Origin of the sequence: Bacillus sp. FSL M7-0791, assembly GCF_038627085.1 — a bacterium.
GTDB lineage: Bacteria > Bacillota > Bacilli > Bacillales > Bacillaceae > Bacillus > Bacillus safensis.
In genome coordinates this window covers 2,551,446-2,565,372 of record NZ_CP152022.1, presented here as the reverse complement: position 1 = coordinate 2,565,372, position 13,927 = coordinate 2,551,446, and the positions used below count along the sequence as shown (strand labels likewise).

The window sequence follows — 13,927 nt, the reverse complement described above, 5'->3', positions numbered from 1 at the left end:
ACACGTGAACTTGCAACCTTTGCTTTAGGAGGAGATTGTGTGCGACACGCATTAATAACAGCGGGTTCTAAAGGACTTGGCCGGAAAGTTACCGAGTCTTTACTGAATATGGGGTATTCTGTGACAGTGAATTATCGAAGTGATGATGAAGCTGTCCGGCAGATGAAAGAAGAATTACACCAGTACGAAGATAAGCTTCAATTTGTCCAAGGTGATGTGACAAAAAAAGAAGATTTGAAAAACATGGTAGAGCTGGCAGCAGAGCGATTTGGACGGATTGATGCCTTGATTAACAATGCCGGTCCTTATATTTTTGAACGAAAAAAACTGGCGGATTACTCTGAAGATGAATGGTATCAAATGATAGAAGGCAACCTATCAGCAGTATTCCATTTGTTCCGAATGGTCATCCCAACGATGAGAAAACAAGGCTTTGGCCGCATTATCACTTATGGCTTCCAAGGTGCAGACCATGCGCCAGGCTGGATGCACAGATCAGCCTTTGGAGCGGCAAAAGTGGGCCTTGCGTCATTGACGAAAACCATTGCGATTGAAGAAGCCGAAAACGGCATTACCGCCAATATGGTGTGTCCAGGCAAAATCGTTGGAGACATGAAAGAATCGACAATAGAGGAAGCCCGCCAAATCAAAGATGAAGAAACGCCAATAGGCAGGTCTGGCACTGGTGAGGATATAGGACGCATCATTTCATTTCTATGTGATGACCGTTCAGATCTCATTACAGGGACCGTCATTGAAGCAACAGGTGGTCTTAACGTGATTCACAGGCATTAAGTTTTTCAGCTTTTTATAGAGGGAATAAATGATATGAGATCAAAATTGAAAGGTGGATATACTACATGAAAGCTACATATCATGGACATTCAGTTGTACACATTGAAACAAACGGATATCATATTTGGATTGACCCATTTTTAAATGGAAATAAGCACACAGAGATCAAACCGCAAGATGTGAAAGCGGATGTCATTTTACTGACACATGGACATGGAGATCACCTTGGTGACACTATTGAAATTGCTAAAAATAATGACGCTCTCGTCGTTGCGCCAAATGAGCTTGCCGTTTATTTAAGCTGGCAAGGGGTGAAAACGCACCCGCTTCATATCGGCGGCGGACGTGAGTTTGAATTTGGTAAAGTGAAGCTCACGCAAGCGTTTCATGGTTCAGCTGTCATTGATGAAGAGGCACAGACAATTACGTATACAGGGATGCCATCAGGTATTTTATTTACCGCAGAGGGTAAAACAATTTATCATGCAGGAGACACTGCACTCTTTTCAGATATGAAACTGATCGGTGAACTGAATCATATTGAGCTCGCATTCCTTCCAATTGGTGATAACTTCACAATGGGACCGGAAGATGCAAGAATCGCAGCAGAATGGCTGCGGGCAAAACAGGTCGTTCCGATTCACTACAGCACATTCCCGCCAATTGAACAGGATCCTCATGCATTTGCAGACAGCCTGCATGGCGGCGTCGGTCATGTGTTAAACAGCGGGGAATCAATCGACATTTAATCCTCATATGAAAAAAGCTGGCACACAAATGCCGGCTTTTTTTATTTGCCTTCATCTGCCGAAAGAAAAGACAAATTGCTATTAAAAGCCTCCTGCCCTTATAATGAAACATAGATGAAAACGCTGAAAACAAAAAGGGTGAACGGGATTGGCGACAAAGCATGAGCAAATTTTATCGTATATTGATTCATTAGATGTCGGAGAGAAAATTTCTGTCCGGCGCATAGCGAAAGAAATGAAAGTGAGTGAAGGTACCGCTTACCGGGCCATAAAAGATGCTGAAAATAAAGGATTCGTCAGTACCATTGAACGAGTCGGCACCATTCGAATTGAACAAAAGAAAAAAGAAAATATTGAAAAACTCACATATGCAGAAGTGGTCAATGTTATTGATGGTCAGGTCCTTGGAGGACGCGCCGGCTTACATAAAACGTTAAATAAATTTGTTATCGGAGCGATGGAGCTGGACGCAATGATGCGCTATACGGCTGCTGGCAACCTGCTCATCGTCGGAAACCGGATCAATGCCCATAGGCAGGCATTAGAGGCAGGGGCGGCTGTGCTGGTCACAGGCGGATTCTCAACAGATGATGAAATCATTCAGCTCGCAGATGAGCTGGAGCTGCCGATTTTATCAACAAGCTACGATACATTTACCGTAGCGGCTCTCATTAACAGAGCCATTTATGACCAATTAATTAAAAAAGAAATTGTGCTTGTAGAAGATATTTTAACGCCGATTGAACGCACCGTGTATTTATCACCAGAGGATAAGCTTGAAAAATGGTATGAAAAGAATTATGAAACTGGCCACGGCCGTTTCCCGGTCGCAGATGATCAAATGAAGATTCACGGAATCCTCACCTCAAAGGATATTGCGGGGCATGACCGCTCCACACCGATTGAAAAAGTGATGACGAAAAATCCGCTGACGGTCATTGGCAAGACATCTGTCGCCTCAGCTGCACAAATGATGGTGTGGGAAGGCATTGAGGTGCTGCCAGTTGTGGATGATCATGCGAAGCTGATCGGTATGATCAGCCGTCAGGATGTGCTCAAGGCGCTCCAAATGATTCAAAAGCAGCCGCAGGTCGGAGAAAAGCTGGATGATGTTGTCTCAAGAGGATTTAAAGAAGCCGATACAGAGAAACCAAAAGCGGATGCGGTTTATCAATACGAGGTTACCCCGCAAATGACGAACCAGCTTGGAAACATTTCATATGGGGTGTTCACACAAATTTTAATCGAATCTGCCAACCGCTTCTTAAAATCTCATAAAAAGGGCGAACTGATCGTCGAGAGTCTCTCTGTCTATTTCTTAAAACCGGTCCAAATGGAATCCACCATCCAGATTAAGCCGAATATTTTAGAAGTAGGACGCAAGTTTGGAAAGCTGGAAGTGGAGGTTTATCACCAATCGAATATCGTAGGCAAAGCGATGCTGATGGTGCAGCTGATGGAAAGAGGATAATGATAAAAAGGGCGAACTCATGTCGCCCCTTTCCTTATTACGCGTGATCTTTTTCGCCTTCCTTTAAAAAGAGCGGAAGATAATGCTTGTAGGCTTTATACCCAGCCCACGTACTGCCGATACCAACAGCAACAAAAATAAATCCGATGACAAATGCGAGTGACGAGCGGTTTAAAAATAATTGATTCACACCGAAGAGCAGGACAAAGCAGCCAAGGGCCATACTGGATTTCGCCGACCAGAATTTTTTCTCGACTGGCCGGTTCGTACGGACATTTTTTGCTTTGTAGTATAAATAAAACATGGCAGAACAAATAATAAACACAATCAAAACAAGCATGTGCCAAGCCTCCATTGTAAGTGGTTACAACCCTATTTTAAACGTAAATAGGCTTGCTTACTAGAATAAATTGTCTATTCCTCACTTTTCCGTCACGATAGATTATGATTTAATAATAAAAAGAGTATCGCATGAGAAGGAGTTTTTATGAAAAAAGAACTGATTAGAACCATATCATTATATGACACCATCATCATCCATAGACATGTAAGACCAGATCCTGATGCGTATGGATCGCAGTGCGGCCTTACGGAAATCTTGCGTGCCACCTATCCAGAAAAAAATATTTATGCGACAGGAACGCCTGAGCCATCCCTTTCATTTTTATATGAACTCGATGAGGTACCAGATGACGTGTATAAAGGGGCCCTTGTCATTGTCTGTGATACGGCCAATCAAGCAAGAATTGATGATCAGCGCTATTTAATGGGCGATAAGCTGATGAAAATCGACCATCACCCGAATGAAGATCCTTATGGTGATTTGCTTTGGGTGGATACAGAGGCAAGCTCTGTGAGCGAGATGATTTATGAATTGTACTTAGAGGGGAAAGAAGAAGGATATCAGCTGAATACAAAGGCAGCTGAATTGATCTATGCCGGCATTGTAGGAGACACAGGCCGCTTCCTTTTCCCAAACACAACGAAAAAGACACTCAAATATGCAGGGGAACTTATCGAATATCCATTTTCATCTTCAGATCTTTTCAATCAATTGTATGAGACAGATTTGAATGTCGTGAAATTAAATGGCTATATTTTTCAACATATTTCTTTGTCAGAGAACGGGGTTGCATCTGTTTTCATTAAGCGTGAAATTTTGGAATCGTTCCAAACAACAGCGCAGCAGGCCTCACAGCTTGTTGGGACACTAGGGAATATTGCAGGCATTAAGGCATGGGTCTTTTTTGTGGAAGAAAACGATCAGATTCGTGTGAGATTCCGCTCTAAAGGCGTCGTCATTAACACCATTGCGAAAAAATATCATGGAGGCGGCCACCCGCTTGCAGCCGGTGCGTCCATTTATGATTGGGCAGTAGCAGATGAGATTTTGCGTGATTTAGAAGAAGTATGTAAATCATCATCATAAGAGAGGAGGGATATGAAGTCCCTTCTCTCTTTTTTGTCATGGAGAAAAGGGTTACTTGCATACAGGGATAAACCAGCAGCCGATGTCTGTTGAATCTTCATAGGCTTGGAGATTTTGATGCTTTAATTCTTTTTTAATTAAATGAGCCATCATTTCTGTCTCAGCATAAGCACACATGCCGTCTTTGATTCGGCTTGCTTTGTCTCGTGCCATTTGACGATAGCTGTAAACCTCCATTGTCCTCACCTCTTTCTATTTAAGATCTCGTTCTACTTTTAGTGTATAAAAATGAAGCGTGAAAAGCGATCATTGAGGGCAGAAATTCATAAAAATTCCACAACCTCTTTATTCAGCAAATGAAATACGTACTTCAAGCGAAAGCTTCGTATAAATTGTCAGCTCTGTCACTTTCGCGCGGTATGCCTTTTCCCGAATGGTATATTCTTTATTTTCTACTGTCCGTTTTAGTAATTCCTTTGTTTTATAAACACTTTCAATATCCTTTGTAATGACTTCTGAGATATCCTCCTTGACCTGATCTTCAAACTTTAGCGTATCTGGCTCTGGGATTTTATATTGCTCACGATTCACGAGATGAACATCTACGCTTTGGATCAGCAGCCGCTTCTTATTATCCTCATTTAACTTATGCAAATCTTCACGATAGAGTGTGATTTGTTCTTTCAGACTGTCCATATGATGCTGCTGGCTTCTAAGCAGTGTGACTTGCTTTTCCTGAAAGGTTCCGTATGTAAAGAGAAAAATAAGCCAGCTTACAATCGCACCAAACATCATTCCCGCAAAAAAACGCTGCCAGCCTGGGCGTTTATACAGCTCTGGCACCCTCATGATGACACATGCTCCTGGGTGAGCCACGTAATAATGAGATACCCCGTTTGTGCACCGCCCATGGCAGAGATAATTAATAAAATCTGCTTGAAAATATCACGTGTGTTTCCTTCGAAAATGCCTCGTTCAAAGCTATAAACAGCATCAAATGTTCCGCCGATAGCGGCGACAAGCGCCCAAATTTTCAAACGGTTGGCAAGACTAGTAATAATGGATAAAGGCGGCTGACCAGATAAATACGCACCAACACCGCCTATGATAGCACCACCCAAAATGACCCCAAGGGCGATAAAATAACAGCTGATAAAATTCGGAATAAAAGCTTCCTTCACATCCATTTTGTCCACCTCACTCTATTCAATATATGGTGTGTGCTGGACAAGTATGAACGGAGAGAAAAGAAAGAACATTTGTTTCTCACCGCATCGCGTTTTATAATGAAAGAATGACTTTAGACGAAAGGAGTGGATTAAGCATGTCTTATGTTCATCTTCAGGTCCACAGTGGATACAGCTTGTTAAGCAGTTCAGCTAAAGTAAAGGAGCTTGTGCTGAAAGCAAAAGAACTTGGCTGCAAGGCGCTCGCTCTTACCGATGACCATGTGATGTATGGCACGGTTGAATTTTATAAGGAATGTAAAAAACATGGCATCAAGCCGGTTATCGGTTTAACAGCTTCTGTCTTCATAGATGAACAAGAGACAGAGGCTTATCCCTTGGTACTCCTTGCAAAAAACAATGAAGGCTATCAAAACCTAATCAAAATCAGCAGTGTGCTGAAATCAAAATCAAAAGCCGGACTGAAAGAGAAATGGCTCAAAAGCTATCACCGCGGGCTCATTGCCATCACACCAGGCGCATCTGGGTATATTGAAACGCTTTTGCAGCATGATCAGTTAGAAGAAGCACGTGAAGCCGCCAAACAATTGAAGCATATATTCGGCGAGGGACATGTGTATATCTCACTTCAGCCATTTCAGCAGGACGAATCGCTCGCCGGTAAACTGCGGGACGTCTCACAAAGTGCAGACATTCCTCTTGTTGCGACGGGGGATGTTCACTACATCAATCGAGAAGACAAAATGGCTTATACGTGTTTAAAGGCCATTAAAGCGGGAGAACAGCTTTCAGAGATAGAGGAAGACCGAGGAGAAAAGCATTTCAGATCCTTTGAAGAAATGTTGGAATGGTATAGAGATGATCGAGAGCTGCTGACAAGAACGGTGGAGATTGCAGACCGCTGTGAAGTCGATTTAAATCTTGGACAGACAAAACTCCCATCCTATCCAACTCCTGATCAATCAACAGCAGATCAGTTTTTACGCAGAGTGTGCGCAGAAGGAATGAAGCAAAGAAAGATTGCTTCAAATGACATGTATGTTAAAAGGCTTGAATATGAGCTAAGCATTATCCAAAAAATGAATTTCAGTGATTATTTTCTCATTGTGTGGGATTTTATGAAGTATGCGCATGACAAAGGAATTGTCACAGGCCCTGGACGGGGATCAGCAGCGGGTTCACTTGTTGCATACGTTCTGTTTATTACCGATGTCGATCCGATCCGTCACGGTCTTTTATTTGAGCGCTTCTTAAATCCAGAGCGAATCAGCATGCCAGATATTGATATTGATTTCCCCGACACGAGAAGAGATGAAATCATTTCTTATGTAAAAGACAAATACGGAGACATGCATGTAGCGCAAATTGTCACGTTTGGAACACTTGCAGCAAAAGCTGCTTTAAGGGATGTTGGACGTGTGATGGGAATTGATTCAAAGGCAGCGGACCGTCTTGCCAAGCTGATTCCATCAAAGCCAGGAACGACGCTGAAAGAAGCCGTGACTGCATCTTCTGAATTAAAAACGATGCTTCAGCAATCCGAAGAGCTTCGAAAGGTCTTCCAAACTGCTTTAAAGGTAGAAGGCTTGCCAAGACACACCTCGACACATGCAGCTGGCGTTGTGCTGAGTGAGGAGCCGCTGACAGAGGTCGTTCCAATTCAAGACGGCCATGAAGGTGTGTATTTAACGCAGTATGCCATGAATTATTTAGAAGATCTCGGACTTTTAAAGATGGATTTCTTAGGGCTCAGAAACTTAACATTAATTGAATCCATTAAAAACCAGATTGAAAGACAGGAAAACGTCCACATTAACTTTAGTGACATTTCTTATGAAGATCAGAAAACGTTTGAATTGTTATCCGCGGGAGATACAACTGGAATATTTCAGCTTGAATCACAGGGGATGCGTCAGGTACTGAGACGCCTGAAGCCGTCTAGTTTAGAAGATATCGTGGCGGTCAATGCCCTCTATCGTCCAGGTCCAATGGAAAATATCCCGCTTTTTATCGACCGAAAGCATGGCAGAGTCAAGGTCTCTTATCCTCATCCTGATTTGTATGACATATTAAAGGATACATATGGGGTCATCGTTTATCAGGAGCAAATCATGCTGATTGCAGCGAAGATGGCTGGATTTCAGCTGGGCGAGGCAGATCTATTAAGAAGAGCTGTTTCGAAGAAGGATAAAAAGGTCCTTGATGAAGAGCGAAGCCATTTTGTTGAAGGATGCCTAAAAAAGGAGTATCCTGTTAACATTGCAAATGACGTTTATGACTTAATCGTCAAATTTGCAAACTATGGTTTTAATAGAAGCCATGCTGTTGCATATAGCATGATTGGCTTTCAGCTTGCTTATTTAAAAGCGCATTATCCGTTATATTTTATGTGCGGTCTTTTAACGAGTGTAATTGGAAATGAAGACAAAATTGCTCAATATTTCTATGAGGCGAAGGAAAAAGGGATATCTGTGTTGAAGCCTTCTATTAATAAGAGTGAATTTCCATTTACGGTTGAAAAAGGGGAGATCCGCTACAGCTTAAGAGCGATTAAAAATGTCGGAGTGTCAGCTGTAAAGGATATATACAGAGCAAGACAGGAAAAGCCGTTTGAAGATTTATTTGATTTTTGCGCAAGGGTATCACCAAAGAGTGTCAACCGAAAAACGATTGAAGCGCTCATTTTTTCAGGGGCGATGGATGAATTTTATCCCAATCGTGCTTCGTTATTAGCATCGATAGATATTGCGTTAGATCACGTGTCATTTTTAAATCCAGAGGATCAGCTGGACTTTCTTGGGGATACAACTTTCTCCATTAAGCCAAAATATGCGGAGATAGAAGAAATGCCGCTTGTTGACCTCCTGCAATTTGAAAAAGAGGCACTCGGGTTATATTTATCAAATCACCCAGTACAAGCGTATCGAGACCGCTTAAGAGAGAATGGTGCAGTGGAAATCATCAGACTTTCTTCCTATATAAAGCGAAAAATCTCAATGGGTGGTCTTTTGACAAAAGTGAAATCGATTCGGACAAAAAATGGACAATCGATGGCATTTGTTACATTTGGGGATGAAACGGGAGAAATGGAAGGCGTCGTCTTTCCAGAGCAATTTAGAAAGCTGTCCCCTTTACTTGAGGAGGGCACCATGCTTTATGTTGAAGGCAGAGTAGATGTCAGAAATGACAGCAGCCAAATCATCGTGCAAGAAGCTGCTTTACTTGAAGAGATGGACACAAAAAGAAAAGAGTCTGTCTACATTCGGGTGAAAGAAGAGAATCATACGCAGGAGCTGTTAGAGCAAGTAAAACGAGTCCTCTCGATGCACAGCGGAGAAGCAGATGTCTATTTGTATTATGAGAAGCAAAAAAAGACGATGAGACTTCCAGATGCATACAAAGTTCATGCAGATCATGCTGTGATTTTCCAGTTAAAAGAGCTGCTCGGTGAACAAAACGTTGTGATTAAATGATGACAAATCGCCTGAATATGTTTTACAAATTCACCTATTGTGTTATCATTTTAAAGATTCTGTGTATTTAAAACTGCCAGTATGTGCTTATCAACTTAGCAAATCATTAAATCATTTTCCACTTGAAGGAGTGTTCATCACATGTCATTAAGAGAAGAAGCATTACATATGCACAAAGAGAATCAAGGCAAACTCGAATCAAAATCAAAAGTACAAGTGAAAAATGCGAAAGACTTGAGCTTGGCTTACTCACCTGGTGTTGCAGAACCATGTAAAGATATTTATGACGACACAAGCAAAGTGTATGATTATACAATGAAAGGCAATATGGTCGCTGTTGTCACAGACGGAAGCGCTGTTTTAGGACTTGGAAATATTGGTGCAGAAGCATCTCTTCCAGTAATGGAAGGGAAAGCTGTATTATTCAAAAGCTTTGCAGGCGTAGATGCCTTCCCAATCGCGCTTGCAACGAACGATGTAGATAAAATCGTTGAAACAGTGAAGCTTCTTGAGCCGACTTTTGGCGGTGTGAACCTTGAAGATATTGCAGCGCCTAACTGCTTTATCATCGAAGAGCGCTTGAAAAAAGAGACAAACATTCCAGTTTTCCACGATGATCAGCACGGAACAGCGATTGTGACAGTAGCAGGACTTGTGAATGCACTGAAGCTATCTGGAAAATCCATGTCTTCAATTAAAGTAGTGGCAAACGGCGCCGGAGCAGCAGGAATTGCGATTATCAAGCTTCTTTATCATTTCGGTGTACGTGATATCATTATGTGTGATACGAAAGGCGCAATTTACGAAGGCCGCCCGAACGGTATGAATGCAGTGAAAAACGAAGTAGCTAAATTCACGAACCAAGACCGCAAAGAAGGTTCATTAGAAGAGGTCATTGAAGGCGCAGACGTCTTTATCGGGGTTTCTGTAGCAGGCGCTTTAACAAAAGAAATGGTTGGAAAAATGGCAAAAGATCCTGTCATCTTTGCTATGGCTAATCCAAATCCAGAGATCATGCCAGAAGATGCACATGCAGCAGGAGCAAGTGTTGTAGGAACTGGCCGTTCTGACTTCCCGAACCAAGTGAACAACGTACTGGCATTCCCAGGAATTTTCCGCGGAGCATTAGATGTACGTGCAACTCACATTAACGAAGAAATGAAAATCGCAGCTGTTGAAGCGATTGCGTCTCTTGTTTCAGATGAAGAATTGTCAGCTGAATATGTCATCCCTGCACCATTTGATGCACGCGTAGCACCAGCGGTAGCAAAAGCGGTGGCAAAAGCAGCAATGGAAACTGGCGTTGCAAGAATCAAGGTCGACCCAGAAGCTGTCGCTGAAAAAACAAGAAAATTAACGATTATCGGCGAATAATCAACTGGAAAAGTGTGCACGTTCTTTCTGAAACTGGAGAAAAACGTGCACCATTTCCTCTCTTACGCGAAAATTTTTTCATCCGGAATGAGATTTTTTTGTAGACGTTCACAATTCAAACATATCAACTGCTCAGCGCCCCAAACACATACTCATTTCTCATCAATTCCCCACTGAAAAAATTGAATGAAGGATGACAGCGTTTGACAAAAAAAGTACAATAGTTTCGGTACAGTTATGACATGTCCTATAATAGTGGATGTGCGTGTAAAGAAAAAACCCTTCAAAAAGGGAGGTAGTCATTTGTCAATCAAGAATATTTTCAGTAAAAAGAAAAAATATGCATCTGTACCCTCTGAACAGGCAAGTCAAGATGTGCCTGAAGGCATCATGACCAAATGTCCGCAATGTAAAAAAATAATGCTCACCAAAGAACTAGATAAAAATTTACGTGTTTGTATGAATTGCGGCAGACATTTGCAAATGAATGCAAAACAGCGTATTGAAAGCCTTGTAGATGAAGGCACATTTGAAGAATTTAACGGGCACCTCATTTCATCAAACCCGCTCGGTTTCCCAGGCTACGAAGAAAAGCTTGAGAAAGACAGAGAAAAAACATCTTTGAATGAAGCCATTGTCACAGGTAAAGGTGAAATTGAAGGCCAAAGTGCTGTGATTGCTGTCATGGATGCCACGTTCCGTATGGGCAGCATGGGATCCGTTGTTGGTGAAAAGATCACGCTGGCGATCGAGAAAGCAAAAGCGGACAAGGTGCCATTTATTATCTTTACTGCTTCTGGCGGAGCGAGAATGCAAGAGGGAATTCTCAGTCTCATGCAGATGGCAAAAACAAGTTCAGCATTAAAACTGTTCAGCGAGGATCAAGGTTTGATTATCTCAGTGATGACGAACCCAACAACTGGCGGTGTATCAGCTAGTTTTGCGTCTCTCGGTGATTACAATTTTGCAGAACCTGGTGCTTTAATTGGTTTTGCAGGCCGCAGAATCATTGAACAAACGATTCGTGAAGACCTGCCAGAGGACTTCCAGACGGCTGAATTTTTAATGAAGCATGGACAGCTTGATGCTGTGATTCATCGTGCAGAAATGAAAGAAACCCTAGGCCGAATCTTAGCACTACACAGCACAGGAGGTGAACGAGAGTGGCTGGAGAACTAGAATTTGAAAAACCTGTCATTGAACTTCGAGCGAAAATTGATGAACTGAAAAAGTTCACACAAAACTCAGAAATGGATTTAAGTGCAGAAATTGAGCGCCTTGAAACACGTCTGAGTAAGCTTGAAGCAGACATTTATACAAATTTAAAGCCGTGGGACAGAGTGCAGATTGCTCGGCATGCGATGCGCCCAACAACTCTCGATTACATTCAAGAGCTGTTTGACAACTTTTTTGAATGTCACGGTGACCGTTTTTATGGTGATGATGAAGCGATCGTTGGAGGAATTGCCACGTTTAAAGGGCTTCCTGTCACGGTTATTGGCCATCAGCGCGGTAAAGATACAAAAGAAAACTTGCGCCGTAATTTCGGAATGCCTCATCCAGAAGGCTACCGTAAAGCGCTGCGCTTGATGAAACAAGCAGATAAATTTAATCGCCCGATCATTTGCTTTATTGATACAAAAGGAGCTTATCCTGGTAAAGCAGCTGAAGAGCGCGGACAAAGTGAAGCAATTGCGAAAAACCTATTCGAAATGGCAGGACTTCGTGTACCAGTTGTCTGTATTGTCATTGGAGAAGGCGGAAGCGGCGGCGCACTAGGCTTAGGCGTAGGAAACCACCTATTCATGCTAGAAAACTCAACATATTCAGTGATTTCACCTGAAGGTGCAGCAGCACTGCTCTGGAAGGACTCATCACTTGCGAAAAAAGCTGCAGAATCAATGAAAATTACCGCTCCAGACCTAAAAGAATTAGATATTATAGATGATGTTATTAAAGAAGTTCAAGGTGGAGCACATCGAGACGTGAAACAACAAGCAGCTTACATGGAAAAAACATTAAAACAGTCACTTACATCTTTGCTCAAACTAACGCCTGAAGAACTAGTCGAACAAAGATATGAAAAATACAAAGCAATCGGGAAAGTCTCGATTGAAAATCAATATATTGGGGTAAACTAAATAAACGTACAGCCTTTTTGGCTGGCGTTTATTTTTTTCATCTTTTTTCATGAAAACCGTCTTCATGTAAGCGCTATTTGAAAATAATTTTCTTTTGTTTTCATAAAATTTGAAACGTCTGAAAACCTTGATATGACAAGGTTTATAGCACTTGCCTTTACAGATTTCAGAGAGATTTGCTTTCATGACGTTCTTAACTTTTGTTTAAAAACGGTTTATTTAATTGTATAATAAGTACGGTTTTAGAAATTCGTATTGAAAACATCCAAATTTGCTCATGATTGTTTTCAAGCAGTGGAAATGGTATGTTTAATTCATATATGGTCTCTGAGGTGAAAAAGATGAAGCGTATAGGAGTTTTAACAAGCGGTGGGGATTCCCCAGGAATGAATGCAGCTGTGCGCGCAGTTGTAAGGAAAGCAATTTACCATAATGTTGAAGTTTACGGTATTTATAATGGATACTCAGGTCTAATTAACGGTAAAATTGAGAAACTCGAAATAGGTTCAGTAGGCGATATCATTCATCGTGGAGGAACAAAACTTTACACGGCAAGATGTCCTGAATTCAAGACAGTTGAAGGTCGTGAAAAGGGAATTGAAAACTTAAAAAAATTCGGTATTGAAGGACTTGTAGTCATTGGTGGAGACGGGTCATTTATGGGAGCAAAGAAATTAACAGAGCTCGGTTTTCCATGTGTAGGTGTTCCAGGCACGATTGACAACGATATTCCAGGTACTGATTTCACTATTGGCTTTGATACAGCACTGAATACTGTCATTGATGCCATTGATAAAATTCGTGATACAGCCACATCTCATGAACGTACATACGTAGTGGAAGTAATGGGAAGACATGCTGGTGATATTGCCCTTTGGTCAGGTCTTGCGGGCGGAGCCGAATCTATTTTGATTCCTGAAGCAGACTATGACATGGACGAAATTATTGCTAGGTTAAGAAGAGGTCACGAACGCGGCAAGAAGCATAGTATCATCATCGTTGCAGAAGGCGTAGGCAGCGGTGTTGAATTTGGTAAGCGGATTGAAGAGGAGACAAGCCTTGAAACACGTGTATCTGTCTTAGGGCATATTCAGCGCGGAGGTTCTCCGAGTGCGTTTGACCGTGTACTGGCAAGCCGCTTAGGAGCATATGCAGTCGAGCTTCTTCTTGAAGGACAAGGCGGACGCTGTGTAGGCATTCAAAGCAATGAACTCGTTCATCACGATATTTTAGAAATCTTAGATAAAAAACATACAGTCGATAAAAATATGTACCGACTTTCACAAGAGCTCTCTATATAAAACGAGA

General features: G+C 41.9%; 13 protein-coding genes. 9 read left to right on the top strand and 4 right to left on the bottom strand.

Annotation, left to right across the window (positions count from 1 at the left end):
* Positions 1 to 39 precede the first annotated feature (39 nt).
* The 3 genes from MHI08_RS13165 (at position 40) to MHI08_RS13155 (ending at position 3,015) form a co-directional block, all read left to right on the top strand.
* Positions 40 to 795: an SDR family oxidoreductase gene (locus MHI08_RS13165; protein WP_024426147.1), complete on the top strand. Its 756-nt coding sequence runs from the start codon at positions 40 to 42 to the stop codon at positions 793 to 795.
* 65 nt (positions 796 to 860) lie between these two features.
* Positions 861 to 1,544, top strand: a complete 684-nt coding sequence (locus MHI08_RS13160; RefSeq protein ID WP_024426146.1) for a metal-dependent hydrolase — start codon at positions 861 to 863, stop codon at positions 1,542 to 1,544.
* 148 nt (positions 1,545 to 1,692) lie between these two features.
* Positions 1,693 to 3,015, top strand: a complete 1,323-nt coding sequence (locus tag MHI08_RS13155; RefSeq protein ID WP_024424801.1) for a CBS domain-containing protein — start codon at positions 1,693 to 1,695, stop codon at positions 3,013 to 3,015.
* Between the two features lie 37 nt (positions 3,016 to 3,052).
* Here the strand turns inward: MHI08_RS13155 and MHI08_RS13150 are convergent, their stop codons facing one another.
* The gene (locus tag MHI08_RS13150) at positions 3,053 to 3,355 is read right to left on the bottom strand and encodes a YtpI family protein (protein ID WP_003216665.1); all 303 of its coding nucleotides are present in this window, start codon (positions 3,353 to 3,355) and stop codon (positions 3,053 to 3,055) included.
* Positions 3,356 to 3,502: 147 nt separating this feature from the next.
* Between MHI08_RS13150 and MHI08_RS13145 the strand changes: the two genes are divergently transcribed.
* Entirely contained in the window at positions 3,503 to 4,444 is a 942-nt protein-coding gene (locus MHI08_RS13145) for a bifunctional oligoribonuclease/PAP phosphatase NrnA (RefSeq protein ID WP_024424800.1), read from the top strand.
* A gap of 51 nt (positions 4,445 to 4,495) precedes the next feature.
* On the opposite strand, the gene MHI08_RS13140 is transcribed toward MHI08_RS13145, so the two are convergent.
* The 3 genes from MHI08_RS13140 to MHI08_RS13130 form a co-directional block, all read right to left on the bottom strand.
* The gene (locus MHI08_RS13140; protein ID WP_003216400.1) at positions 4,496 to 4,681 is read right to left on the bottom strand and encodes a hypothetical protein; all 186 of its coding nucleotides are present in this window, start codon (positions 4,679 to 4,681) and stop codon (positions 4,496 to 4,498) included.
* Positions 4,682 to 4,789: 108 nt separating this feature from the next.
* A complete protein-coding gene (gene ytrI / locus MHI08_RS13135; RefSeq protein WP_003216226.1) occupies positions 4,790 to 5,293 on the bottom strand; it encodes a sporulation membrane protein YtrI in 504 nt (167 codons plus the stop codon).
* Positions 5,290 to 5,631 carry a YtrH family sporulation protein gene (locus tag MHI08_RS13130; protein WP_024424798.1) on the bottom strand — a complete coding sequence of 114 codons (342 nt, stop codon included), beginning with the start codon at positions 5,629 to 5,631 and terminating at the stop codon, positions 5,290 to 5,292. Before MHI08_RS13130 ends, ytrI begins: the two co-directional genes overlap by 4 nt.
* A 137-nt stretch (positions 5,632 to 5,768) precedes the next feature.
* On the opposite strand from MHI08_RS13130, the gene dnaE reads away from it, so the two are divergent.
* The 5 genes from dnaE (at position 5,769) to pfkA (ending at position 13,920) form a co-directional block, all read left to right on the top strand.
* Entirely contained in the window at positions 5,769 to 9,104 is a 3,336-nt protein-coding gene (gene dnaE, locus MHI08_RS13125; protein ID WP_342499679.1) for a DNA polymerase III subunit alpha, read from the top strand.
* A gap of 141 nt (positions 9,105 to 9,245) precedes the next feature.
* The gene (locus tag MHI08_RS13120; protein WP_025092260.1) at positions 9,246 to 10,478 is read left to right on the top strand and encodes a malic enzyme-like NAD(P)-binding protein; all 1,233 of its coding nucleotides are present in this window, start codon (positions 9,246 to 9,248) and stop codon (positions 10,476 to 10,478) included.
* Between the two features lie 303 nt (positions 10,479 to 10,781).
* The gene (gene accD / locus MHI08_RS13115; RefSeq protein ID WP_024424796.1) at positions 10,782 to 11,657 is read left to right on the top strand and encodes an acetyl-CoA carboxylase, carboxyltransferase subunit beta; all 876 of its coding nucleotides are present in this window, start codon (positions 10,782 to 10,784) and stop codon (positions 11,655 to 11,657) included.
* On the top strand, positions 11,642 to 12,619 hold the full coding sequence (gene accA, locus MHI08_RS13110) for an acetyl-CoA carboxylase carboxyl transferase subunit alpha (protein ID WP_024424795.1): 978 nt from the start codon (positions 11,642 to 11,644) through the stop codon (positions 12,617 to 12,619). The genes accD and accA overlap by 16 nt, the downstream gene beginning before the upstream one ends.
* A 341-nt stretch (positions 12,620 to 12,960) precedes the next feature.
* On the top strand, positions 12,961 to 13,920 hold the full coding sequence (pfkA, locus tag MHI08_RS13105; protein WP_024424794.1) for a 6-phosphofructokinase: 960 nt from the start codon (positions 12,961 to 12,963) through the stop codon (positions 13,918 to 13,920).
* The last annotated feature ends 7 nt before the right edge of the window (positions 13,921 to 13,927 follow it).

What these genes read in the sequence shown, in the direction of transcription:
- MHI08_RS13160 (WP_024426146.1), top strand. Translation starts at nt 861, where the DNA reads ATGAAAGCTACATATCATGGACATTCAGTTGTACACATTGAAACAAAC.
- MHI08_RS13150 (WP_003216665.1), bottom strand. Translation starts at nt 3,355, where the DNA reads ATGCTTGTTTTGATTGTGTTTATTATTTGTTCTGCCATGTTTTATTTA.
- MHI08_RS13145 (WP_024424800.1), top strand. Translation starts at nt 3,503, where the DNA reads ATGAAAAAAGAACTGATTAGAACCATATCATTATATGACACCATCATC.
- MHI08_RS13140 (WP_003216400.1), bottom strand. Translation starts at nt 4,681, where the DNA reads ATGGAGGTTTACAGCTATCGTCAAATGGCACGAGACAAAGCAAGCCGA.
- ytrI (WP_003216226.1), bottom strand. Translation starts at nt 5,293, where the DNA reads ATGAGGGTGCCAGAGCTGTATAAACGCCCAGGCTGGCAGCGTTTTTTT.
- MHI08_RS13130 (WP_024424798.1), bottom strand. Translation starts at nt 5,631, where the DNA reads ATGGATGTGAAGGAAGCTTTTATTCCGAATTTTATCAGCTGTTATTTT.
- dnaE (WP_342499679.1), top strand. Translation starts at nt 5,769, where the DNA reads ATGTCTTATGTTCATCTTCAGGTCCACAGTGGATACAGCTTGTTAAGC.
- MHI08_RS13120 (WP_025092260.1), top strand. Translation starts at nt 9,246, where the DNA reads ATGTCATTAAGAGAAGAAGCATTACATATGCACAAAGAGAATCAAGGC.
- pfkA (WP_024424794.1), top strand. Translation starts at nt 12,961, where the DNA reads ATGAAGCGTATAGGAGTTTTAACAAGCGGTGGGGATTCCCCAGGAATG.